This is a genomic window from Acidovorax sp. Root402 (assembly GCF_001425125.1).
GTDB lineage: Bacteria > Pseudomonadota > Gammaproteobacteria > Burkholderiales > Burkholderiaceae_C > Acidovorax > Acidovorax delafieldii.
In genome coordinates this window covers 330692-353752 of record NZ_LMDQ01000013.1, presented here as the reverse complement: position 1 = coordinate 353752, position 23061 = coordinate 330692, and the positions used below count along the sequence as shown (strand labels likewise).

The following is a 23061-nucleotide window of genomic DNA, read 5'->3' as shown; positions in this document are numbered from 1 at the left end:
TTGGGTGATTTTGGCTGGATGTGCTAGTGGGATATGGGCTGGTAGCTATTGATCTTGTAGCGTTTGGTTGCGTGCGCTGACTGAGTCGCATGCCTTTGTTAAGGTCGGAGGCCGGGAGTCGCCCGGCAGGCGAGTAACTTTCTCTTGTCTCGCCAAGAGAAAGTCACCAAAGAGAAAGCGACCCCACTGTCTGCGTCCCCGGCGCTGCGCGCCGGGGCAACCTGCGGTGCTCGGGTTTGGCGGGGTCTCGCTCAACTCGCGCCGCTGCGCGTCGCTCAGACACACGCGAGCCCTGATCCACCAAACCCTGCGCTCCTCGGCGCATCCAAAGGGGCACCGGGGTACAGAACAGCCACACGGGCCTTTGCTGCGCTCGGCCCCATCTCGCGGGCGCAAGCGCCACGCGCTGCGCAGCCTGGGCCGAGCGCAGCAATGGCCCGAATGGATGTCCGGCTGTTTGGATGTTCGGCTGTCCCCCCCTGCTGGCTGCGCCTGCGGCGGGGCGGTTGCGGGGTGAGCATGGGCGTCGGAGCGCCCATGCCTCGTGCACTGGCTCGCCGTGGATGTCCGAGCGGCGCGCGGCAGCGCAAAGCGAGTTCCACGGCGCACCCCGCAACCGCCCCGACGCAGGTGTGCCCCGGAGCGAAGCGCAGGGGTCGCAGACTGGGGGTCGCCTTTTCTTTGGTGACTTTCTTTTGGCGAAGCAAAAGAAAGTTACTCGCACGCCGGGCGACTCCCGGCTCCCGCCCTCAACAAAGGCACGCCACCCAATCAGCGCACAAGAACCAACACTGCAAAATCAATAGCTACCAGCCCATATCCCACTAGCGCATCCAGCCAAAATCACCCTAACACCCCAGACACCAGCCTCACCACCCGGTCACACCGCGCCGCCAGCGACTCATCGTGCGTCACCATGACAAACGCCGTACCCTGGTCCCGCGCCAGTTGCAGCATCAGGTCAAACACCCCATCAGCCGTACTCCGGTCCAGATTGCCCGTAGGCTCGTCCGCCAGCACGCAAGCAGGCCGCGTCACCAAGGCCCGCGCAATCGCCACCCGCTGACGCTCACCGCCCGACAGCTCGGCCGGCCGGTGCATCAGCCGCTCCTTCAAACCGACTGACGCAAGCACACGCTCCGCCTCCGCATGGCACTGGGCCAACGGCAGGCGGCGGATGCGCAGCGGCATGGCCACGTTGTCCAGCGCACTGAACTCCGGCAGCAGGTGATGGAACTGGTAGATAAACCCCAGGTGCTGGTTGCGCAGCTGCCCCTGGCGCTCCGCCGACAGCGACGACATCTCTTCGCCCTTCAGGCGCACCGTGCCCGCCGTGGGTGCATCCAGCCCGCCCAGCAGGTGCAGCAAGGTGCTCTTGCCCGAGCCCGAGGCACCCACGATCGCCAGCGTTTCACCCGCATGGATCTGCAGGTCCACGCCCTTGAGCACGGTCACATCCAGGCGGCCTTCGGTAAAGCGTTTGGTCAGGCCCTTGGCTTCCAGCACCACCGGGTGAGCGTTGTTTTTATTGTCGTTGGAGGTGGGATTACTCATAACGCAGCGCCTCGGCAGGGTTCACACGGCTGGCGCGCCAGCTGGGGTACAGGGTGGCCACAAAGGCCAGCACCAGCGAGATGACCGCAATGGGCACGATGTCGCTGCTCTGCGGCTCGCTGGGCATCTTGCTGATGAGATAGATGTCCTTGGGCAAAAAGCTCGCGTTCAGCGCGCGCTCGATGGCCGGTACGATCACATCGATGTTGAACGCGATGCCAAGGCCCAGCAGCAGGCCGACCAGCGTGCCGATCACGCCCACCATCGCGCCCTGCACCACAAAGATGCCCATGATGCTCTTGGGGCTGGCGCCCAGCGTGCGCAGGATGGCGATGTCAGCGCGCTTGTCGGTCACCGTCATCACCAGCGTGGAGACCAGGTTGAACGCCGCCACGGCCACGATGAGCGTGAGGATGATGAACATCATGCGCTTTTCGAGCTGCACGGCGGCGAACCAGGTGCGGTTCTGCTGCGTCCAGTCGCGGATCAGCAGTTGGCCGCTCACGGACTGCGCCAGCTGCTGCGCCACCTCGCGGGCCTGGTGCAGGTCCTTGAGCTTCAGGCGCACGCCCGTGGGGCCTTCCAGGCGGAAGATGCGCTGCGCGTCCTCATGGTGCAGCAGCACCAGGGCCGAGTCGTATTCGTAGTGGCCCGAGTCAAACGTGCCCGCCACCGTCATCTGCTTGAGGCGCGGCACCACACCTGCGGGCGTCACCTGGCCTGCGGGCGCAATCAGCGTCACCGGGTCGCCCACCCGCACGCCCAGGGCACGGGCCAGCTCGCCCCCCAGCACCACGCGGAACTCGCCGGGCACCAGAAGGTTCAGCGTCTTCTCGTTGGTGGCGGCCAGGTCGGTCACCGCGCCTTCCAGGGCCGGATCGATGCCACGCACCAGAGCACCTTTCATGTCTTCGCCACGCGCCAGCAGGGCCTGGGCCGCCACAAAAGGTGCAGCCCCGATCACATTCGGGTTCTTCTTGGCCTCGGCCAGGGTGAGCGCCGGGTCGGGCAGCGCGGCCCCCAGGGGCGCAAAGATCTCGATGTGCGAGACCACGCTGAGCATGCGGTCGCGCACGTCCTTTTGAAAGCCGTTCATCACCGACAGCACGATGATCAGCGCCGCCACCCCCAGCGCAATGCCCAGCATGGACACGCCCGAGATGAACGAGATGAAGCCATTGCGCCGCGTGGCGCGGCCCGCGCGCGTGTAGCGCCAGCCCAGGGCCAGTTCGTAGGGAATTTGCATGGATTAGGAAAGAAGGACCTGTACGGTGCGGAATGCACGCTACGGGCCGGGCCGATTGTGGCATCCCGGACAATACGCCCATGTCGGACACCACCCATTTGCTCATTCCCTACGCCGCCAGCGCCTCACCGGGATGCCAGCAAGCCCAACAGGGCCTGGCCCTGCCCCACCTGGACCGGCTGCTGGCCCGGCTCAGCCCCCATCCCGCCCGGAGCGACAGCGGCGAAGAAACCAGCTTCTCTGCCCCCCATGAACGCGCCCTGGCCCTCGCCCTGGGCCTGCCCGCGCAGGACGGCCGCATCCCCTGGGCCGCCTGGCACCGCCAACAGCAAGGCCTGACGACCCACGGCGAGGCCTGGGCCTTCGTCACGCCCTGCCAGTGGCAGGTCAGCACCGACCACGTCACCCTGCGCGACCCCGAACAGCTGGGGCTGGACGAAGCCGCGTCCCGCGCGCTGCTGGCCATCGTGGCGCCCTGGTTTGCCGAGGACGGCATCACCCTGCACTACGACCAGCCCACGCGCTGGCTGGCCAGCGGGCCGCTGTTTGCCGACCTGGCCACCGCGTCGCTGGAGCGTGTGCTGCTGCGCGACGTGCGCGCCTGGATGCCCGATGCGAAACAAGCCCGCACCCTGCACCGCCTGCACAGCGAGATGCAGATGCTGCTGTACACCCACGCCTTCAACGACGAGCGCTCAGCGCGCGGGCTGCCCATCGTCAACTCGTTCTGGGTGCATGGCACGGGCGCACTGGCCGGCCCACCGCGTGGCACAGTGCCACCCCATATGCCCACCACCCTGCGGGACGCCGCCTTGCACGACGACTGGCGCACCTGGGCCAGCGCCTGGGCCGCGCTGGACGCAGGCCCCGTGGCCGACCTGCTGCGCCGGGCCGAAAGCGGCACGCCCGTGCAGCTGACCCTGTGCGGCGAACGCAATGCGCTGGGCTTCCACACCGCTCCACGCAGCCTTGCACAGCGGTTTCAAGGTCTTTTTCGCCCCATGCGCTGGTCGAATATGCTGGTGCAGCTATGAAAATAATAGCAAGAGACATTCCGCCCCGCGCCGCCTGGGCGCTGGAGCAGGCCGGCGTGCACCCGCTGCTGGCGCGCCTGTACGCCGCGCGTGGCGTGCGGGCCAAGGACGAGCTGGACGATGGCCTGGGCCGCCTGCTGCCGCCCAGTGGCGACCATGGCTTGAAGGGCATTGACGCCGCAGCCCGCCTGCTGGCCGATGCCATGGCGCAGAACCAACGGCTCATCATCGTGGCCGACTACGACTGCGACGGCGCCACCGCCTGCGCCGTGGGTGTGCGCGGCCTGCGGCTGCTGGGCGCCCAGAGCGTGGACTACCTGGTGCCCGACCGCGTGACCGACGGCTACGGCCTCACCGCCTCGATCGCCCGCCGCGTGGCCGAGCGGGGCGCTGACATGCTCATCACCGTGGACAACGGCATCGCCAGCGTGGACGGCGTGGCCGAGGCCAAGGCGCTGGGCCTGCAGGTGCTGGTGACCGACCACCACCTGCCTGGCCCCGAGCTGCCTGCGGCGGACGCCATCGTCAACCCCAACCAGCCCGGCTGCCCGTTCGAAAGCAAGTCCATGGCCGGGGTGGGCGTGATGTTTTATGTGCTGCTGGCCTTGCGCGCCGAGCTGCGTGCGCGTGGCGTGTTTGACGCCGCCACGCAACCCAAGCTCGACCCCTTGCTCACCCTGGTGGCGCTGGGCACCGTGGCTGACGTGGTCAAGCTGGATGCCAACAACCGCCGCCTGGTCGCCCAGGGCTTGAAGCGCATCCGCGCGGGGCAGATGCCCGCAGGCATCGCCGCCCTGTTCCACGCCGCCGGCCGCAAGGCACCCGTGGCCACCACCTTCGACTTTGGCTTTGCTTTAGGCCCACGCATCAACGCTGCCGGCCGCTTGGCGGACATGACGCTGGGCATCGAATGCCTGCTGACGGACGACGCAGGCCGCGCTGCCGAACTGGCCGCCACGCTCGATGGCATCAACCGCGAGCGCCGCGAGATCGAAGGAGGCATGCGCGAGCAGGCCATGCTGATGGCCGAGAGCCTGTTCGACGAGAGCGAAGAGCCCCCGCCCGCCATCAGCGTGTTCGACCCCGACTTCCACGAAGGCGTGGTGGGTATCGTGGCCAGCCGCATCAAGGACAAGCTGCACCGCCCGACCTTCGTGTTTGCGGCCAGCAGCGCGCCGGGCAAGGAGCATGAGCTCAAAGGCTCGGGCCGCTCCATCCCCGGCTTTCACCTGCGCGACGCGCTGGATCTGGTGGCCAAACGCCACCCGGGCGTGATCCTCAAGTTCGGCGGCCACGCCATGGCGGCGGGCTGCACGGTGGCGGAGGAATCGTTCGACGTGTTCGAGCAGGCCTTTGCCCAGGTGGCGCAGGAATGGCTGGACGCCGCCACCCTCACCCGCCGCATCGAGACCGACGGCCCGCTGGCCCCCGAATACTGCCGCGCCGACATCGTGGACACGCTGCACCGCGAGGTCTGGGGCCAGGGCTTTGCGCCCCCCACCTTCAGCGAAGAGGTGCAGATCGTGAGCCAGCGCCTGGTGGGCGAGGCCAAGAACCACCTGTCGCTCAAGCTCATCCACCAGGGCAACCCCGTGGATGCCATCTGGTTCGGCCACACCGAGCAGTTGCCTGCCCGGGTGCTGCTGGCCTTCCGCCTGGATGTGAACGAGTGGAAGGGCGAGCGCAAGGTGCAGTTTCTGGTCGAAGGCGCGCAGGTGTAGCGCGCCACCGCTCAAGCCTGCGTCGGCCCCTTGCTTCGCTGGCGGATCACGGTCACCGGCTCACCGCCCTGCCCCCAGTTCTCGGGGTCCACCTCGTCGATGATGACGGTGACACTTTCCGGCCGCTTGTCCAGCACCTGCTGCATGAGCTGGGTCACGCCCGCAATCAGGGCGGCTTTCTGGGCTGCGGTAGTCGGCAGGTCGCGGCGCGCAAGGCGGATGTTGACCAGGGGCATCGGAGAATCCTTTCAAGGTGCACCAAAACAAAAGGCAGCTCACGCTGCCTTGCTGTCAAATCGGCCGGAATACCGGCCACAAAAAATAGCCGCCAGCGCTTGATGGTCATGCGCTGGCCGCTATCGATTTAGAAGCTCTCCCAATCTTCATCGCCACCCTGCGCCGCTGCCTTGGCAGCGGGTGCGGGGGCGGGTGCCTTGGCCGCAGGCAGGCGCGCCGGGGCGGGCGCAGGTGCCTTCGGGGTGGCGGAAGACGCCACGCGGGGCGCGCTGGCCGTTGCCTTGGCCACGGCAGGCCGTGGCGCAGGCGCCGTTGCTGCAGCGCGGGGTGCCGCTGTCGGCGCCCGGGTGGCCACCGCGCCCACGTTGAACACCGACACCACCTGCGCCAGGTGCTGTGCCTGGTCACGCATCGAGGCGGCTGCGGCCGTGGACTCCTCCACCAGCGCCGCGTTCTGTTGCGTCATCTGATCGAGGTGTGTGACGGCCTGGTTGACCTGCGCGATGCCGTCGCGCTGTTCTGTCGAGGAGGCCGTGNTCCACCAGCGCCGCGTTCTGTTGCGTCATCTGATCGAGGTGTGTGACGGCCTGGTTGACCTGCGCGATGCCGTCGCGCTGTTCTGTCGAGGAGGCCGTGATCTCGCCGATGAGGTCGCTCACGCGCTGTACGCTGGCAACGATCTCTTGCATGCTTTGCCCTGCCTGCGCCACCTGGGCCGAGCCCGATTCCACGTTCTCCACGCTGGCGCTGATCAGGGTCTTGATCTCTTTGGCCGCCTNCTCTTGCATGCTTTGCCCTGCCTGCGCCACCTGGGCCGAGCCCGATTCCACGTTCTCCACGCTGGCGCTGATCAGGGTCTTGATCTCTTTGGCCGCCTGGGCCGCCGTGCCGGCGAGCTGGTTGGCCTGGCGGGCCGTGTCGGCCGACTGGCTCACGGTGGCCGTGAGCTGTTCCATGCTSGCTGCCGTCTCTTCCAGGTTGGAGGCCGTCTGCTCGGTACGCGCCGACAGGTCGTGGTTGCCGTTGGCAATCTCCACCGACGCCGACGAGACCGAGTCCACCCCCTGGCGCACTTCGCTCACCACACCGCGCAGCCGTGCCGACATGGCCGACAGCGAACGCCGCATGTGGCCAAACTCGTCCTTGCGGGTGGATTGCAGCTCGCGCGTCAGATCGCCTGCTGCAATGGCATCGATGGTCTCGACCGCTTCGTTCAGCGGCAGGGTGATGGAGCGCACCAGCTTCCAGGCCAGGAACAGGCCCGCCGCCATCAGCACCATGGAGCTGATGATGCCGGTGATGGCGTATTCGATGCGGCGCTGGGTGGCTTCGGCACGGATCACGTCGCGGCGCTTTTCGAGCGTGGCCACAAACTCATCCTGCGCCTTGAGGTACTTGGTGACCAGGGGGGCAAACTCGTCGTCCGCATAGCGTTGGGTGGCGACGGCATCGCCTGCGCCCTTGAGCTCCCAGGTCTTGGCGGTGGCCGCCAGCACGGCCTTGCGCGCCTCCAGCACCTTGTCGAGCGAGGCTTTCTCCTCGGGCGCGGTGGCTGAGGCCACGATGCCTTCCTGCACCTTGTTGATGTTGCCAATGATCTCCTTGACCTTGGCGCCGTATTGCTCGGCCAGCACCGAATCAGTGGTCACCGCGCCGCCCATGACCATGGTGACAGCCGTTTCGGTGGCGCCCCGCCAGCGCACAGCAGCCGAGATGCGGGCCTCGATCTCGACCACGGCGTCCATGGCTGCTGACATCGAAGAGTTGCCCCGGTTCTGCGCAAACGCAGACAGCAGCAACATGGCAATCATGAGCCCCAGAAAGGCGCCCCACAGCTTGCGGGAGACGCGGATATTGTCAAATTGCATGGTTGGTTTTTCCTCGTGGATCGGTGATGTCTCCATGGTCTGCGCATGGCGTGCAAGACACATTCGATTACATCAACAACAGGCCATAGCCTACGCCAGCCCAAGGCACCGGCGGACTCATGCCCCACCGGGAAAAACCCGCATCCAAAATCCGCCAGGAATGCGCGAACGAAGACAGATCGAACAGGCGCTAGAACCCATGGCCTGACGGGGCCTGACCGGTACACAAGTCCCAGCCCGCCACACCCAAGCCTCTGGTCCCAGTATTGCGGGCCCTGACAGGCCCACGCCCCTGAGCCTTCAGGGCACGCAAGGGCCAGGAATCAGAAGCTTTCCCAGTCGTCGTCCCCGCCCTTGGCCGCAGCCTTGGGTGCAGGGGCTGCCGACTGTGTGACTGCGGGTGCAACTGGCGGCGCCAGCCGCGACGGGGCCTTGGGCGCGCTGGCGGCCGCCTTACTGGCGGTGGCAGGCTTGTTGCCCAGAGGGGCCTTGGCGGCCGGCGCGGGCCGTGGCGCAGGCGCCGGTGCTGCAGCGCGGGGTGCCGCTGCCGGCGCCCGGGTGGCCACCGCTCCCACGTTGAATACCGACACCACCTGCGCCAGGTGCTGTGCCTGGTCACGCATCGAGGCGGCTGCGGCCGTGGACTCTTCCACCAGCGCCGCGTTCTGTTGCGTCATCTGATCGAGGTGTGTGACGGCCTGGTTGACCTGCGCGATGCCGTCGCGCTGTTCTGTCGAGGAGGCCGTATCTCTTGCATGCTTTGCCCTGCCTGCGCCACCTGGGCCGAGCCCGATTCCACGTTCTCCACGCTGGCGCTGATCAGGGTCTTGATCTCTTTGGCCGCCTCGGCGCTGCGCTGCGCCAGGCTGCGCACTTCGCTGGCCACCACCGCAAACCCACGGCCCTGCTCGCCTGCTCGGGCGGCTTCCACCGCAGCGTTCAGCGCCAGGATGTTGGTCTGGAAGGCGATGCCGTCGATGGTGCCGATGATGTCGCTGATCTTGCGGCTGCTGTCGGTGATCTGCTGCATGCTGGTGACCACCTGGCCCACCACTTCGCCGCCCCGCGCTGCAGCCTGGGCTGCCGTGCCGGCGAGCTGGTTGGCCTGGCGGGCCGTGTCGGCCGACTGGCTCACGGTGGCCGTGAGCTGTTCCATGCTGGCTGCCGTCTCTTCCAGGTTGGAGGCCGTCTGCTCGGTGCGCGCCGACAGGTCGTGGTTGCCGTTGGCAATCTCCACCGACGCCGACGAGACCGAGTCCACCCCCTGGCGCACTTCGCTCACCACACCACGCAGCCGTGACGACATGGCCGACAGCGCCCGGGTGAGCACGCCCAGTTCATCCTTGCGGTCATCGTGAATGTCTTGGGTCAGGTCCCCGGCCGAAATGGCTTCGGCCAGCACCACGGCCCGATCCAGCGGCCGCGTGATGGAGCGCACCAGCAGGGCCGCCAGCAGCATGCCCAGGGCCACCACCGCGATGGCTGCGGCAGCCCCGATCAGCACCAGGTTGCCGCGCGTGGCACGTGCGGCCTGCACCGCATCGTCACGCTGGCGCTCCTGCACCGCCACGAACTTGTCGATCGACTCCAGATAAGCCAACACCTTGGGCCGGTAAACCTTGTCCACATAGGCCTGCTTGGCGGCGGCATCGCCCGCATCGGTCAGCTCCTTGAGCTTGTCGGTCTGGCCCCGGACATCGGCACGCGCAGCGGCCACCGCGGCCAATGCCGCCTTGTCCTCGGGGGACACCGCCGCCTTGCTGATCTTTTCCTGCACCGGGGTGATGCGTGCGGTGAGCGCAGCCACCCGGGTATCAAAATCTGCCTTGAGCGCCTGGTCGGTGGTCACAAACCCGGCCATCGACATGGTGACCGCCACTTCCGCCAGGCCACGCCAGCTGACCGCCGTGGTGATGGCAGACTCGTACTTGTTGACGGACTCTTCGGTCGCAGCAGTGACCTGCCGCCCATACCACTGGGTCCAGACGGCGGCCACCAGCATCAGCGCCAGCAGACCAAGAATCACGCTCCACATCTTGTGGGCGACGCGCAGGTCATTGAATTTCATGGTTGCTCCTGATGCTCTGCAAAAACCCCGAGGTTCCGCGTTGTTGTATCTTGCCCAAGGAAAACCACCACACTGCCGGCATTCGACCCGGCTGAACACCCGCCAGCCAGGCGAAATGTGCATGTAACAAGTGTTAATGGATTCCGTGGGGCGCGTTATCAGTACAAGCCCTAAAATGAATCGGTGACCTCCATACTCAACGCCGACCTGCACTGCCATTCCGTCGTCTCCGACGGAACCCTGACCCCCGAAGACCTGGCCGCGCGGGCCAAGGCCAACGGGGTGGAGCTGTGGGCGTTGACGGACCATGACGAGATCGGCGGCCAGCACCGTGCGGCCGCTGCCGCCCGCGCCCAAGGCATGGCCTACCTCACCGGCACTGAGATTTCGGTCACCTTTGCCGACACCACCGTCCATATCGTGGGTCTGGGCTTTGACCCTGACGACACCCAGCTGGCCCAGGGCCTGGCCGCCACACGCGGCGGGCGCGGCGAGCGGGCGCAGGAGATGGCGGCCCAGCTGGCCCAGGTCGGCATCAAGGGCGCCTACGAAGGGGCGCTGCAGTTTGTGGGCAACCCGGCACTCATCTCGCGCACCCATTTCGCGCGTTTTCTGGTGGAAACCGGCGTGTGCAAGGACACCTCCGAGGTGTTTCGCAAATTCCTGACCGAAGGCAAACCGGGCTATGTGCCCCACCGGTGGGCCAGCCTGGGGGATGCCGTGCGCTGGATCACACAGGCCGGGGGCATGGCGGTGATCGCCCACCCGGCGCGCTACAAGTTCAGCGCCAATGAAGAATTCGCGCTGTTCTCCGAATTCAAGCAACATGGTGGCCGGGCGGTCGAGGTCGTCACGGGCAGCCACAGCGCGGCCGAGTACGTGACCTACGCCGACATGGCGCAGGAGTTTGGCCTGGCCGCATCGCGTGGCAGCGACTTCCACAGCCCCGACGAGTCGCACACCGACCTGGGCACGCTGCCCCTGCTGCCCGGCGCATTGACCCCCGTGTGGGAACTGCTGTCCGACCGAATTTTGCGATGACCCCGCGCTGCCGCAGCCGCGCCAGCCGCCCTCTGGACGACCTGCCACCAGGCAAGGCACCCACACGCAGCGCCACGCATCACTGAGAACCTGCCCCATGGCCCAGTATTTCGAAGCCCATCCCGACAACCCGCAGCCCCGGCTGCTCAAGCAAGCCGCACTGCTGCTGCAAAAGGGCGGCATCGTGGCCGTGCCCACGGATTCGAGCTACGCGCTGGTCTGCCACCTGGACGACAAGGACGCAGTGGACCGCCTGCGCCGCATCCGCCAGGTGGACGAAAAGCACCACCTCACGCTGCTGTGCCGCGACCTGTCGGAGCTGGCCAACTACGCACGGGTGGACAACCGGCAGTACCGCCTGCTCAAGCTGGGCACGCCAGGCCCGTACACCTTCATCCTCGAAGCCACCAAGGAAGTGCCCCGCCGCGTGAGCCACCCCTCGCGCAAGACCATTGGGCTGCGGGTGCCCGACCGCAAAGGCCTGCAGCTGCTACTGGAGCTGCACGGCGCCCCGCTGCTGGCCACCACGTTGATCCCTGCGGGTGAGACCGAGCCCCTGAACGACCCGCAGGAAATCCGCGAGCGCTACGAAAAGCTGGTGGATGCCATCGTCGATGCCGGGGCCTGCCCCCTGGAGCCCACCACGGTGGTGGACCTGACCCCCATGGGCACCGGCGGCGACCCGGTGGTGGTGCGCGAAGGCCGGGGCAGCCTGCAAGCGCTGGGGCTGTAAGAGCCCGCCGAAGCGGCGCCACGCCCGATACATTCGCTGCGGCGCAGCGGGCTTCGCTCAGCCGCCGGTAGCGCACCTTGGAGGGGAGAGCGGCAGAGCGGCTCAGGAATTCGTCAGAGCTTGAACGCCCCCACCGCCTGCTCCAGGTCGCGGGCCTGCGCCGACAGGGCCGACGCCGTGCTCACCGCATGCTGCACCAGTGAGGCCGTCTCCTGCGTGCTGCCGTCCATGTGCGACACCGCCCCGTTGACATGGCTGATGGCTTCGCTCTGCTCGCGCAGGGCGGTGGAGATTTCGCCCAGCAGCGCGCTGACCTGGCCCACGGCGCCGACGATCTCTTCCATGGTCTTGCCCGCCTTGCCCACCTGACCGGCGCCGCTTTCGACCTGTTCGACCGACGCGCTGATCAGTGCCTTGATCTCGCGCGCCGCCACCGCGCTGCGCTGGGCCAGGTTGCGCACCTCGCTGGCCACCACGGCAAAACCCCGGCCCTGTTCGCCCGCGCGCGCGGCCTCCACGGCAGCATTGAGTGCCAGGATATTGGTCTGGAAGGCGATTCCCTCGATCACCTGGATGATGTCCACTATCTTGCGCGAGCTGCCACTGATGGCCTGCATGGTCTGCACCACCTCGCCCACCACCGACCCGCCCTGCTCGGCAATCGCCGACGCCTGCACGGCCAGGCCGCTGGCCGAATGGGCGCGCTCGGCGTTCTGGCGCACGGTGGCTGTCAGCTGCTCCATGCTGGCTGCCGTCTCGGTCAGGGACGACACCTGGTCTTCCGCCCTGCGCGACAGGTCGGTGTTGCCATGGTCAATGTCTGCCGCAGAGGCCGTGATCGAATCGGTGCTTTGCTTGATGCGGGACACCAGGTCGGTCAGCGTGTCCTCCATGGTGCCCAGCGCGCCCAGCAGGCGTCCAAAGTCGCCCTCCAGGTCGGAGTTGAACTCCTGGCTCAGGTCTCCTGACGCCACGGTTTCGGCAATCAGGATGGCCTGGTTGAGCGGCGCCACGATGCTGGCGCGCAGGCTGAGCGTGGCCACCAAAGCCAGCACAAACACCACCACACTGCAACCGATCACCCAGATGCGCGCACTTTGCAGCTGCGCCAGCGCCGCCTGGGCGGGGGGCGTGGCGCCCTGCAGCGCCTGCTCGGCGCCGCCGATGCCGGACAGTGCCATCACCATCAGCAGCAGCACGACGAGTGCGAGGCCGCCAAACGCCAGCAACAGGCGCGTTCCGATCTTCAAGTTGTTCCACATGGCTTCAATGTCTCCAGGCCTGTTGTATGTCGTTGTGGGAGGGGCCGCCGCGCAGCGCTGCGCGCCAAAGGGCACGAACTCGCACAAACTGGCACGGGCTGCGGGCAAGAGGTTGATGCTAGCAACGAACACCCCGCCTGGAGACCCGTCAGCATACGTACAACCCACAATACGCGGTTGCCGCCGGGCGCCTGAACACCCGCCGGGTCACCCTGGCAACGCCGGGGGCAGCGGGGCGTCTGAGACAATCCCGGCGTGGACACCTCCAATCTCATCCAAACCGTTCTGATCTACGCCCTGCCGGTGCTGTTTGCCATCACCGTGCACGAGGCGGCCCATGGCTACGCGGCGCGCCACTTTGGCGACAACACCGCGTACATGATGGGGCGCATCACGCTCAACCCCTTCAAGCACATCGACCCGGTCGGCACCATCCTGATGCCGCTGCTGCTGTACTTTGCGACCTCGGGCGCCTTCCTGTTTGGCTACGCCAAGCCGGTGCCGGTCAACTTCGGCAATCTGCGCAACCCCAAGAAGCACATGGTGTGGGTGGCCCTGGCGGGGCCCGCGTCCAACTTCATCCAGGCCATCGCCTGGGCCGTGCTGCTCGTGGTGCTGGTGGGCACGGGGATTGAGGAGCGCTTCTTCCTGGAAATGGCACGCGCCGGGGTCATGGTCAACCTGGTGATGTGGGCCTTCAACCTGTTTCCGCTGCCGCCGCTCGACGGCGGGCGCATTCTGGTGGGCCTGCTGCCCTGGAAACAGGCCCATATGGTGTCGCGCATCGAGCCCTGGGGCTTTTTTATCGTGATGGGCCTGGTGATCGCCGGGGTAGTGGGCACGCTATGGCTGCGCCCCCTGATGGCCGTGGGTTACACCGCCATCAACCTGTTGCTCACCCCGCTGACGGCCTTGCTGCGCTGAGCGCAGCAGAAGCCCGCCACTTCCTGTTCATTTGATCTGCTGAGTTTTTGTTTCCCATGAGCACCACCCGTTTTCTCACCGGCATCACCACCACCGGCACCCCCCACCTGGGCAACTTCGTCGGCTCCATCCGCCCGTCGGTGGCGGCCAGCCTCACGCCCGGCGTGCAGAGCTTTTATTTTCTGGCCGACTACCACGCGCTCATCAAATGCGAAGACCCGGTGCGCATCCAGCGCTCCACGCTGGAGATCGCGGCCAGCTGGCTGGCCGCAGGGCTCAACCCTGAAAAGGTCACCTTCTACCGCCAGTCCGACATCCCCGAGATTCCCGAGCTGACCTGGCTGCTGACCTGCGTGACCGGCAAGGGCGTGCTGAACCGTGCCCACGCCTACAAGGCCAGCGTGGACAAGAACACCGCCGCCGGGCGCGAGCATGACGACGGTGTCACCGCAGGCCTGTTCATGTACCCGGTACTGATGGGCGCGGACATTCTGATGTTCAAGGCCCACAAGGTGCCGGTGGGCCGCGACCAGATCCAGCACATCGAGATGGCCCGCGACATGGCGGCCAGCTTCAACCACCTGTACGGCGAGCACTTTGTGCTGCCCGAGGCGGCCATCGACGACCACGTGGCCACACTGCCAGGGCTGGACGGCCGCAAGATGAGCAAGAGCTACGACAACACCATCCCGCTGTTCAGCTCGCGCGCCCAGCTGCAAAAGCTCATCGGCGGCATCCTGACCGACTCGCGCGCGCCCGGTGAAGCCAAAGAAGTCGAAGGCTCGGCCCTGTTCCAGATCTACCAGGCCTTTGCCACGCCCGAAGAGACCGAGGCCCTGCGCAAGGCCTATGCCGACGGCATTGCCTGGGGCGACGCCAAGCACCTGCTGCTGGAGCGTGTGGACCAAGTGATCGCCCCCATGCGCGCGCAGTACGAAGAACTCATCCACAACCCTGCGCGCATCGAACAGACCCTGCTGGCCGGTGCCGAGCGCGCCCGCGCGCTGGCCACGCCCTTCATCCGCGAACTGCGCAGCGCCGTGGGCCTGCGCAGCCTGGTGCAGGCCAGCACAGCCGCCAAACCGGCCAAGGCCGCCAAGGCCGCACTGCCCGCTTTCAAGCAGTACCGCGAGGCCGACGGCAAGTTCTACTTCAAGCTCGTGGCCGCCGACGGCCGCCTGCTGCTGCAGAGCACGGGATTTGACGCACCCAAGGAGGCCGGCCAGGCGATTGCCCAGTTGCAGAAGGACAGCGCAGCCCTGCAGACCCTGGCCCCGCGTTTGGCCCCCGTGGACGGCGTGGAAGCTGCCGAAGTGACGGCCGCCCTGCAGGCGCTGGCCGAGGCCGCCGCTGCATAAGCCGGCGCGCCACCGAGCGCAGCGTGCAAGACACACAGCCCGAGCCGCAAGGCTGCGGGCTCTTTTTTGTACGCCTTTCAACGCCTATTCGCTACATTTTTGATAGCTACTTGGGCATATCGCACTAGCGCTACCGGCCAAAAAGGCCTCACACACCCTTCCATCACCCGGTAAAGGCGCCCTCTGCACACTGGGCGCCCCTTCAGTCCCGGTACCGCACCAGGGCCCACAGCGTGGGCCGCTCCCCGGCGCGCAGCCCGGTCTGCACCGTGCCAGTAAAGCTCCAGCGCCGGTCCTGCGACTCCCAGCCATGGGCCAGGGCCAGGCTCCAGCCCGGGGCGCGTTGCACGGTGTTGGCCTCATCGCTGTAGCGCATGCCGCGCCAGGTCAGGCGCAGCAGCGAAAAGCTGCGCGCCTCGTGGCGCCATGTGGTCTGGCCCAGCACCACGTGGCGGGCAAAGCCGGGCAGCCAACGCCCCTCCAGACCCGCCCCGGTGTTGCGCGATGTGGTGTGGATGTAGCTGCCCAGCACGCTCCAGCGCGGACCTAGCAAATGGTTGACGGACACTGTGGCCTGCGCCAGCTGTCCCTGCCCGAAGACAGGCGTTTCCTCATAGGTGCTGAGCGTGGTCTGGGCATTGAGCACCACGGGGGCGATGGTGGCCACGTTGTCGAACAGCGCCCCCGTGTTCTGCGCAAACAGGCGACCGTTGGCGGCCACCAGGTTGCTGATGCGCTGTCCCGACAGGCTGGCGCCCCAGAAGGTGGTAGAGCTGGCCTCCCAGTCCAGTTGCACCGCGTGCTTGCGGGCGTAGCTGCCCGCCAGCAGGTACTGGTTGTCCACGGCAATGGCACCCGTGGCGACGGGCGACAGGGTGTGCGTGCCGGGCGCTCGCACGCTCTCCTGCCAGGCCCAGTGCAGGGCGCGGCCCGGGCCCAGGCGCAGGCTGGCGCCCAGGCGCGGCAGCAGCCGGTGGCGGTGCGCCGCGCCGTCGTCCTGCACGGGCAGCAGGTCTTGTCCCGTCGCTGTGTCGGCATAACGGTCGCGCTGCCGGGTGGTGAACCGGGGCCAGTACGCCTCGGCCATCCAGGTCCAGGCACCGCTGCGCCATTCGCCCGCCACCCAGGGCATGTGGTAGCGCTCGGTGTTGGTGCGCGGCGTGGTGATGCCGGGGTCAGAGATCGCGCTGACGGTATCCCTGTCCACGCGCTCCCAGCCCACGCTCAGGCGGTGCGCGCCCCACAACACGGTGTGGCGCAGGAACAGGCCCTGCTCGTCACTGGCATAGCGGTAGTCCTGGGGGCCCCAGCGCGCATCGTCCAGCACCAGGCCGGAGGTCTGGCGCCCGCTGTGCACCTTGAACCAGGTCTGGCTGTCGGCGGACCAGCGCCACGCAGCGCCCAGGTCGGTGCGGCGGGTGTGCGTCTCGGCGCCGCCGGTGAAGGTGATGCCGTTGCCGAAGTCCAGGCCTTGCGGAAAGCGATAGCGCAAGGTGGTGTCACCATGCAGCGCGAACAGCGTCAGGCTCTCGTTGGGCCGCGCACCCAGCGCCAGGTCCACCCCGGGCGACGACAGGCGGTACTGCGTGGTGGCGGGGCCTTCGCGGGGCCACATCTGCACGTCGTTGGCGCGCACCAGCCAGGCCACGGGCACGCTGCTGGAGGCAAAGCCGCGGTAGCCCACATCGGCCGTGGCGTTGTGGCGCAGCGGGTTGCGTTCAGCGCTCGCGCCCATCGACCATTCACTGCCTGCAGACAGCAGGAGCGGCGCGCGCTTGTCGCTGGCGCCAAACACGGTGGGGTCGGTGAGGTAGCCCTGGAACAGCTCGGAGCGGCGGCTGAAGTCGCTCTCGTACCGGTCGGCCAGAAAGAAGTGGCTGCCCGCCCACAGCGGGTAGTACGACGCGCTGGCGTAGGCCCGCGCCCAGTGCTCCATGCCGAAGTCGCCCAGCGCCTTGCCCAGGTTGGCAGAGCCCTGGCTGTCCGAGGCCAGCGGGTTAAGCGACTTCAGGTAGGGCAGCCGGGTGAGTGCCTCGCGCGCTGCGGCCATGGCCGCCACGGGCTCGCCGCTGTCGTTGCGCAGCATGGCCTCCACCTGCCAGGGCAGCGGGTCGCGCGCGTCGGCCAGGCGGGCGCGGTCCAGCGCGTCCAGCGCTGCAGCGCGCTCGCCCAGCGTGTATTCGGCCACCGCCAGCCACACCTGTGCGCGGGCGTATCGCGGCTCGATCACCAAGGCCTTGAGCAGCGCGGTGCGGGCAGCCTCGGCATCGCCTTGCCGCAGCGCCAGGAGTCCGGCAGCCGCCAGGGCCACGTAGTCGTCGCCCGACTGCGCCAGGGCGGCATCCAGGGCGGTGCGCGCCTCGGCAAGGCGCAGGGCTTCGATGGCCGCCGTGGCGGCTTCGCCCCAGTAGGCCGCTTGGTCTGGCGCCAGGGCCACGGCCTGCGCCAGTGCACTGCGGGCCGCACGCAGGTCTCCGCGCTCTTGCAATGCGCGGCCCAGCCCTGCCAGGGCGGCGGCCCGCTGCGCATCATCCTCCGCGTGGGCCACTGCCTGCTGGTACAAGACCAGGGCGGCGTCGCCCTGCCCTTGTAGCCGGTGCCAGTCGGCGTCGACCTGCAGCAATGGCGCAAAGCCGGGCGACGCGGCCCGCGTGGTATCCATCCAGGTGCGCGCTTCTGGCAGGCGGTCCAGCGCCATCAGCAGGGCGGCGCGGCCCGCAGCGGTACGGGGGTCTTGCGTGCGCCGCCAGGCCAAGGCCAGGCGCTGCTGCGCGGCGTCAGGCTGGCCGTCCAGCACCTCCAGGTCCGCCAGGGCCAGCTCGACCACGGCCCCACCATTCCCCTGAGCCGACAGCGTCTGCAACAGGGCACGCGCCTGGGCCCATTGCCCCGCGCGCAATGCGGTGCGAACCTCTGCCAGAGCGGGTGGTGCCGTCTGAACGGGCTGGAACTCGGTCCAACGCGTCAGGTCGCCCGGGTAGGCGGCCACCCACTGCACCCGCTCGCGGGGGTTGACCAGCAGGCGCTTGACAGGCGCCTGGCCGGGCTCGGCCACGCCCTGCTCGGCGGGTCCCAGTTGCACGCTGCCCAGGTCGTTGCGCAACTCCACAGCGCCGGACAGCACGGTGAGCGTGGTCCGCCCCGCTCCGTCCACCTCCACGTCCCAGTCGGTACCCCGCACTACGGCCAGCGCCGCAGGCGTTTGCAGGAGCAGGTTGGCCGGGGCCTTCTTGGTGCGCGCCCACAGCCGGCCCGCAGCCAGTTCCAGCAGGGTGCGCGCTGGCTGGGCCTCGCACAGCCGCAATTGCGCGTTGGCCGACATGCGGATCTGCGTGCGGTCTGCCAGCAGCAATGCGGCGGATGACAACGCCAGTGTGCGCATGTCTGCCCCCGGGCCCAACGGCTGGGCGAGCGTGGCACGCAGCCAGGGCTCGGTGCCGGGGGGGCGCGTTTCGCCTTGGCCGCTGAGCGCCACAATTTGCGCAGCCACTGCGTCAGGCGCCAGAGGTACACCGGCACATTGCGCGCTGGCACTGGCAGCACTCCAGGCCGACAGGGCGACACCCACCGGCGTAAGCCACACCAGGCGTGACGGGGATGACACAGGAGGGATGGGCATAGTGGGCCTCTCTGGGGGAGTCTTGCGCCGGGGAATCAGGTCTTGTCCAGCGCCTGCGCGGTGAATACGGCTGTGGCGCCCGCTACAGGGCCGTCCGCCAGCGCAGTGTCTGCCTGGGCATGCACCCGGGCATGCCAGCGTAGCGCCTGTCCGTGCCACTGCGGGGCATGTGCGGGCGCGTGCGCGCACGCATCAGCACAGCATTGCAGAGCCTGCGCCCAACGCGCAGCGTGAAGGTGGTCCCGCAGCGTGTGGCTGATGGAGGCCAGCGCGGGGTCGTCACACGGCGTGTACACGTCCACACCAGTGCTGCGCCCAGCCAGCACCACGGTGTCCAGCCACATCAGCGGGACCTTTGGGGCAGCACCCGCTGGCACTGCCTGCAGCGCATCGTGTGTGGCGCCCGACAGCAAGATGCCTGTGCCAAAGGCCTTGTTGGCGCCCTCCAGCCGCGCGGCGGTGTTCACCGCATCGCCCACAGCGGTGTATGTAAAGCGCTCATGCGACCCCAGGTGTCCCACCGCCGCCTCGCCCGTGTGCAGGCCAATGCGCAGTTGCACCTGGGCAAACGGTGTGCCCTGCCACTGGACCCGCAGGTCCACCATGTCGGCCTGCATGGCCAGTGCGCAGGCCAGAGCCCGGTCCGCATGCCGGGCATCAGGCAACGGTGCGTTCCAGAACGCCATGACGGCGTCGCCGATGAACTTGTCCAGCGTGCCACTGTGCTGGTGCACCGTGTGGGTCATGCGGGAGAAGTAGGCATTCAGCGCCTGCGCCACGGCCTCGGGCGGCAAGTGCTCGCTGGCGGCGGTGAAGCCTGCCAGGTCAGAGAACAGCAACGTCAGCACGCGGCGCTCGCCATGTAGTTGCGGCTGGGCTCCGTCGGCCACCAGGGCGTCGACCACAGCGGCAGGCACGTAGCGGGCAAAGTCCGCGCGCAGCTGTTCGCGGCGGCGGTGCTCGCGCCAGTAGCTCTCGGCTGCACCCACGTTCAAATGCAGCGCCACGCCCGCCAGCGTGGGCAGCGCCGTCCACCACACCCCTGCCAGGTAGGCCCAAAGCCCACCCAGCAGGGCCAGCACTGCCAATGCTGCGCTGAACAGCACCGCCCGCCCACCGCGCCAGCGCCGGGTCAAAGCGGCCACACAGCCCACGGCCAGAATGGCCTGCAGCCAAGGGCCTGCCGGGTGGGCGGGCACCACCCAGTCCCCCGCCAAGCCGTTCATCAGAGCCGTGGCGTGCACCAGCACGCCGGACTGCGTGCCCGCGCCCAGCGCACGCAGGGGCGTGGGGAACTGATCAACCCCGTCCACTGGCGTGTTCTGCCCCAGCAGCACCAGGCGCCCCTGCACGGCCGCAGCCGGTAGCGCCTGGCCGGCCTCCAGCGCCTGGGTGTAGTGGGCGTAAGGCAGCGGGACCTCGGGGGCGTAGTAGCGCAGCAGCGCGCCCGGCGGTGGGGGCTGAAAACTGCGCCTGCCGCTGCGCGCCAGCTCCTGCCACAGGGCATCGCTCCGAGCGGGTGCAAGGCGCAGCACGCCATCGTCGTCCGGCTGCACCGCCACACTGCCCTGGCGGGCCATGGGAAACACCCAGGGCACGGTCTGCCGGTATTGCGCCACCTGCGAGGTGTTCACCGCCACATCGGCCGCAGCCAGCACCACCGGCATACGCCCTTGCAAGGCTGCCGCAAGCGCCGCATCGTCCGCAGGGGACTGGGGTGCGGCAAACAGCATGTCGATGCCCAGCGCCGAGGCGCCCGCCGCAGACAAGGCCTGGACCAGTTGCGCGTGCAGGCGGCGCGGCAGGGGCGGGGTCAGGTTCAGCGCCGCCAGACTGGGTTCGTCCAGCCCGACCACTAGGACGCCCACATCGGGCGGCGGCGCAGCGGTCCAACTGGCCAGCAGGTCATGCTCCAGCCGCTTCAGCGGCGTCCACACCGGCAAGGCGGGCAGCAGCGCCAGCAAGCCCAGCGCGAGCAGTACCCGCAACGCCCAGGGCCGCCAGGCGTCTTGTGTAACCGGTGCTCGCGTACTTGCACTTGCCATCCCGCCCCTCCACCGCTGCATGCAGCCGAGCATGCAGCGCCCACTGTAGTGGCTGTGCCTGCGCGTGCACAGTGGGGGCTTACACGCATGCCCCACGCCACGGACGCCTCGCACAACGCCTATGGGCAGCCACCGGGCATGTGCGTAAACTGGCCTTTTGATCGGCTTGGGAGACTTCCATGAAACTGCTGTGTGCCTCCGTGTCCGTGCTGGCCCTGCTGGCGGGCTGCAATGCGACCAACCCCTACGGCCCCTCAGGCCCCATGGCCTCGGGCCGCGACCGCACCTTCAGCGTGCCGGTCTATGGGCCCGACACTTCCCAGGCGTATGCGGCGGCCAGCCGCGAATGCCAGCGCATGGCCTTGCACGCCAAACTGTTGCGCAACGATGGCTCGCGCCTGGTGTTTGAATGCGTGAGCGAGTTGCAGGACAAGCCTTGAGGCCAGCCGCCCCACCAGCATGCCGTAGCTGGGCGAGCGGTGCGGCCTTGCTGGCGCTGTCCGCGCTGCTGGCGGGCTGCCAGCACACACCGTCCACCCAGGCGGGCACGGTCACGTCGCCCTGGGTCAACAGCCTGGGCATGGCCTTTGTCCGTGTGCCTGCGGGCACCTTCTGGATGGGGGGCGTGCCCCCCGTCGAGACGCTGGAAAAGAACTTCCCGCTGCTGGAGCGCAAGCGCCTGACCGACCTGGCAGATGAATCGCCAGCGCACGAGGTGCAGATCACCCGCGATTTCTACCTCGGCCAGCACGAGGTCACGGTGGGGCAGTTCCAGCGATTCCTGGAGGCGTCCGGCTACCGGCCAGAGTCCGAGGCCGATGGCACGGGGGGTTATGGCTACAACCCCGCCTATGACCCGGCCACCACGCGGCGCGGCGATGCGTTCGAGGGGCGCGACCCGCGCTACTCGTGGCGCAACCCCGGCTTTGCGCAGGGCCCGGACCACCCCGTGGTGAACGTGACATGGAACGACGCGCAGGCCATGGCCCAGTGGCTCAGCCGCACCGAGGGCCATCGCTACCGACTGCCCACCGAGGCGGAGTGGGAATACGCCTGCCGCGCGGGCAGCCGCAGCCTGTACCCGCATGGTGACAACCCGCAAGAGCTGGTCTCAGCGGGCAATACCTTCGACCAGGCCGCAGCCCCTCAGTGGTCACGCTGGCGCCAGCATGCGCTGGCGGGCAACGACGGATACGCGTTTACCGCGCCGGTAGGCCGCTTTGCCCCCAATGCCTTCGGGCTGTACGACATGCTGGGCAACGCCTGGGAGTGGACGGGCGATTGGCATGGCGACACCTACTACGCCGAGTCTCCACGCAATGACCCCACCGGTCCGGCCGAGGGCAGTGTGCGTGTGCGCCGGGGCGGCTCGTGGCACACCTGGGCGCTCTATGCACGCTGCGGCTACCGCAACTGGAACAGCCCGGAGACGCGCTACACGCTGGTCGGCATGCGACTGGTGCGTGAGATTACGGCAGAGCCCCCCGCGCGGTGACCACCACGGGCCGGGAGGGTTAACAAATGTCAAATCCCCTCTCGTTCCGCTCGGCGCGAGCCCGCGCCGTGGTAGTTATCGCCAATAATCCGCAGTTCGATTTTGGATGGGGAGAACCATGCGCATAGCCGCTTTGGACGACGATGCGCTTCAGCTGGATCTGATCAAGCAGGCCACGGAGGCGATGGGCCATGTGTGCCATACCCACCTGACCGGTGCGGAGCTGATGCGCACGCTGCGCCGCGAAACCTTTGATCTGCTGATCGTGGACTGGCACCTGCCCGACACCACCGGACCCGAGGTGGTGCGCTGGGTGCGCCAGAACGTTGCGGCCCGCGTGCCCATCCTGTTCGTCACGCACCGCCAGGAGGAGCGCGATATTGTGGAAGGCCTGGGCAGTGGGGCGGATGACTTCATGGTCAAGCCCGTGCGCATCGGCGAACTCAATGCCCGCGTGGCCGCCCTGCTGCGCCGCGCCTACCCCGACAACACCGGCGGCGTGATGGAGTTTGGCCGCTACCGCTTCCTGCCCGAAACCCGGTCCATCGAAATGGACGGAGTGGCGGTGGAGCTGAAGAACCGCGAATACGACCTCGCCCTGTTCCTGTTCCAGAACATGGGGCGACTGCTGTCGCGCGACCACCTCAAGGAAGTCGTCTGGGGCCAGGTGGCCGATGTGATGTCGCGCTCGCTGGACACCCACATCTCGCGCCTGCGCACCCTGCTCGACCTGCGCCCCGCCAACGGTTTCATCGTGACAGCGGTGTATGGCGTGGGCTACCGTTTTGAAGCCGTCGAAGCCCAGCACAAAGGCTGAAGGCCGCGACAGAGTCCGGCGGGCTCTGCCACCAGCATG

The 23061-nt window shown here is 67.9% G+C and carries 16 protein-coding genes and 3 pseudogenes; 9 read left to right on the top strand and 10 right to left on the bottom strand.

Going from position 1 to position 23061, the window contains the following annotated elements; all coding sequences use genetic code 11:
- Window positions 1–843 precede the first annotated feature (843 nt).
- Together lolD and ASC83_RS09055 are read right to left on the bottom strand one after the other, a co-directional pair.
- Entirely contained in the window at window positions 844–1554 is a 711-nt protein-coding gene (lolD, locus tag ASC83_RS09060) for a lipoprotein-releasing ABC transporter ATP-binding protein LolD (protein WP_056060918.1), read from the bottom strand.
- On the bottom strand, window positions 1547–2800 hold the full coding sequence (locus tag ASC83_RS09055; RefSeq protein WP_056060915.1) for a lipoprotein-releasing ABC transporter permease subunit: 1254 nt from the start codon (window positions 2798–2800) through the stop codon (window positions 1547–1549). Before ASC83_RS09055 ends, lolD begins: the two co-directional genes overlap by 8 nt.
- 80 nt (window positions 2801–2880) lie before the next feature.
- Here ASC83_RS09055 and ASC83_RS09050 point away from each other — a divergent pair, with 80 nt between their 5' ends.
- Together ASC83_RS09050 and recJ are read left to right on the top strand one after the other, a co-directional pair.
- The gene (locus ASC83_RS09050; protein WP_056062085.1) at window positions 2881–3834 is read left to right on the top strand and encodes a hypothetical protein; all 954 of its coding nucleotides are present in this window, start codon (window positions 2881–2883) and stop codon (window positions 3832–3834) included.
- Window positions 3831–5555 (top strand): single-stranded-DNA-specific exonuclease RecJ, encoded by a 1725-nt coding sequence (recJ, locus tag ASC83_RS09045; protein ID WP_056060912.1) that lies wholly within the window; start codon window positions 3831–3833, stop codon window positions 5553–5555. Before ASC83_RS09050 ends, recJ begins: the two co-directional genes overlap by 4 nt.
- A gap of 11 nt (window positions 5556–5566) precedes the next feature.
- Here the strand turns inward: recJ and ASC83_RS09040 are convergent, their stop codons facing one another.
- From ASC83_RS09040 to ASC83_RS09030, 5 genes and pseudogenes are all read right to left on the bottom strand, one after another.
- Window positions 5567–5791 carry a 4-oxalocrotonate tautomerase family protein gene (locus ASC83_RS09040; RefSeq protein WP_056060909.1) on the bottom strand — a complete coding sequence of 75 codons (225 nt, stop codon included), beginning with the start codon at window positions 5789–5791 and terminating at the stop codon, window positions 5567–5569.
- 128 nt (window positions 5792–5919) lie between these two features.
- Window positions 5920–6328: pseudogene (locus ASC83_RS24295) on the bottom strand (methyl-accepting chemotaxis protein); the annotation flags it as partial.
- Between the two features lies 1 nt (window position 6329).
- Window positions 6330–6570 (bottom strand): annotated as a pseudogene (locus ASC83_RS24290) (methyl-accepting chemotaxis protein); the annotation flags it as partial.
- A gap of 1 nt (window position 6571) precedes the next feature.
- On the bottom strand, window positions 6572–7660 hold a 1089-nt coding region (locus ASC83_RS24285; protein WP_235509341.1), incomplete at its 3' end, for a methyl-accepting chemotaxis protein.
- Window positions 7661–7983: 323 nt separating this feature from the next.
- A pseudogene (locus ASC83_RS09030) lies at window positions 7984–9728 on the bottom strand (methyl-accepting chemotaxis protein).
- A gap of 183 nt (window positions 9729–9911) precedes the next feature.
- On the opposite strand from ASC83_RS09030, the gene ASC83_RS09025 reads away from it, so the two are divergent.
- Together ASC83_RS09025 and ASC83_RS09020 are read left to right on the top strand one after the other, a co-directional pair.
- The gene (locus ASC83_RS09025) at window positions 9912–10769 is read left to right on the top strand and encodes a 3',5'-nucleoside bisphosphate phosphatase (RefSeq protein ID WP_056060904.1); all 858 of its coding nucleotides are present in this window, start codon (window positions 9912–9914) and stop codon (window positions 10767–10769) included.
- Window positions 10770–10866: 97 nt separating this feature from the next.
- The gene (locus ASC83_RS09020) at window positions 10867–11502 is read left to right on the top strand and encodes an L-threonylcarbamoyladenylate synthase (RefSeq protein WP_056060901.1); all 636 of its coding nucleotides are present in this window, start codon (window positions 10867–10869) and stop codon (window positions 11500–11502) included.
- Window positions 11503–11615: 113 nt separating this feature from the next.
- On the opposite strand, the gene ASC83_RS09015 is transcribed toward ASC83_RS09020, so the two are convergent.
- The gene (locus ASC83_RS09015; protein WP_056060898.1) at window positions 11616–12764 is read right to left on the bottom strand and encodes a methyl-accepting chemotaxis protein; all 1149 of its coding nucleotides are present in this window, start codon (window positions 12762–12764) and stop codon (window positions 11616–11618) included.
- 255 nt (window positions 12765–13019) lie between these two features.
- Between ASC83_RS09015 and ASC83_RS09010 the strand changes: the two genes are divergently transcribed.
- Entirely contained in the window at window positions 13020–13688 is a 669-nt protein-coding gene (locus tag ASC83_RS09010) for a site-2 protease family protein (protein WP_056060897.1), read from the top strand.
- Window positions 13689–13744: 56 nt separating this feature from the next.
- The gene (locus tag ASC83_RS09005; RefSeq protein ID WP_056060893.1) at window positions 13745–15046 is read left to right on the top strand and encodes a tryptophan--tRNA ligase; all 1302 of its coding nucleotides are present in this window, start codon (window positions 13745–13747) and stop codon (window positions 15044–15046) included.
- Window positions 15047–15248: 202 nt separating this feature from the next.
- Here the strand turns inward: ASC83_RS09005 and ASC83_RS09000 are convergent, their stop codons facing one another.
- Together ASC83_RS09000 and ASC83_RS08995 are read right to left on the bottom strand one after the other, a co-directional pair.
- Entirely contained in the window at window positions 15249–18665 is a 3417-nt protein-coding gene (locus ASC83_RS09000) for a FecR domain-containing protein (protein WP_082522397.1), read from the bottom strand.
- A 35-nt stretch (window positions 18666–18700) separates the two neighbouring features.
- Window positions 18701–20710: a CHASE2 domain-containing protein gene (locus ASC83_RS08995; RefSeq protein WP_162245486.1), complete on the bottom strand. Its 2010-nt coding sequence runs from the start codon at window positions 20708–20710 to the stop codon at window positions 18701–18703.
- Between the two features lie 179 nt (window positions 20711–20889).
- On the opposite strand from ASC83_RS08995, the gene ASC83_RS08990 reads away from it, so the two are divergent.
- The 3 genes from ASC83_RS08990 (at window position 20890) to ASC83_RS08980 (ending at window position 23022) form a co-directional block, all read left to right on the top strand.
- The gene (locus ASC83_RS08990; RefSeq protein ID WP_015013035.1) at window positions 20890–21150 is read left to right on the top strand and encodes a hypothetical protein; all 261 of its coding nucleotides are present in this window, start codon (window positions 20890–20892) and stop codon (window positions 21148–21150) included.
- Window positions 21151–21197: 47 nt separating this feature from the next.
- Window positions 21198–22205: a formylglycine-generating enzyme family protein gene (locus ASC83_RS08985; protein WP_200938926.1), complete on the top strand. Its 1008-nt coding sequence runs from the start codon at window positions 21198–21200 to the stop codon at window positions 22203–22205.
- Window positions 22206–22323: 118 nt separating this feature from the next.
- Window positions 22324–23022, top strand: a complete 699-nt coding sequence (locus ASC83_RS08980; protein WP_056060880.1) for a response regulator transcription factor — start codon at window positions 22324–22326, stop codon at window positions 23020–23022.
- Window positions 23023–23061 lie beyond the last annotated feature (39 nt).

Coding starts and splice junctions, on each gene's coding strand:
- lolD (WP_056060918.1), bottom strand. CDS start 1,554: ATGAGTAATCCCACCTCCAACGACAATAAAAACAACGCTCACCCGGTG.
- ASC83_RS09055 (WP_056060915.1), bottom strand. CDS start 2,800: ATGCAAATTCCCTACGAACTGGCCCTGGGCTGGCGCTACACGCGCGCG.
- ASC83_RS09050 (WP_056062085.1), top strand. CDS start 2,881: ATGTCGGACACCACCCATTTGCTCATTCCCTACGCCGCCAGCGCCTCA.
- recJ (WP_056060912.1), top strand. CDS start 3,831: ATGAAAATAATAGCAAGAGACATTCCGCCCCGCGCCGCCTGGGCGCTG.
- ASC83_RS09040 (WP_056060909.1), bottom strand. CDS start 5,791: ATGCCCCTGGTCAACATCCGCCTTGCGCGCCGCGACCTGCCGACTACC.
- ASC83_RS09020 (WP_056060901.1), top strand. CDS start 10,867: ATGGCCCAGTATTTCGAAGCCCATCCCGACAACCCGCAGCCCCGGCTG.
- ASC83_RS09015 (WP_056060898.1), bottom strand. CDS start 12,764: ATGTGGAACAACTTGAAGATCGGAACGCGCCTGTTGCTGGCGTTTGGC.
- ASC83_RS09005 (WP_056060893.1), top strand. CDS start 13,745: ATGAGCACCACCCGTTTTCTCACCGGCATCACCACCACCGGCACCCCC.
- ASC83_RS09000 (WP_082522397.1), bottom strand. CDS start 18,665: ATGCCCATCCCTCCTGTGTCATCCCCGTCACGCCTGGTGTGGCTTACG.
- ASC83_RS08995 (WP_162245486.1), bottom strand. CDS start 20,710: ATGGCAAGTGCAAGTACGCGAGCACCGGTTACACAAGACGCCTGGCGG.
- ASC83_RS08990 (WP_015013035.1), top strand. CDS start 20,890: ATGAAACTGCTGTGTGCCTCCGTGTCCGTGCTGGCCCTGCTGGCGGGC.
- ASC83_RS08980 (WP_056060880.1), top strand. CDS start 22,324: ATGCGCATAGCCGCTTTGGACGACGATGCGCTTCAGCTGGATCTGATC.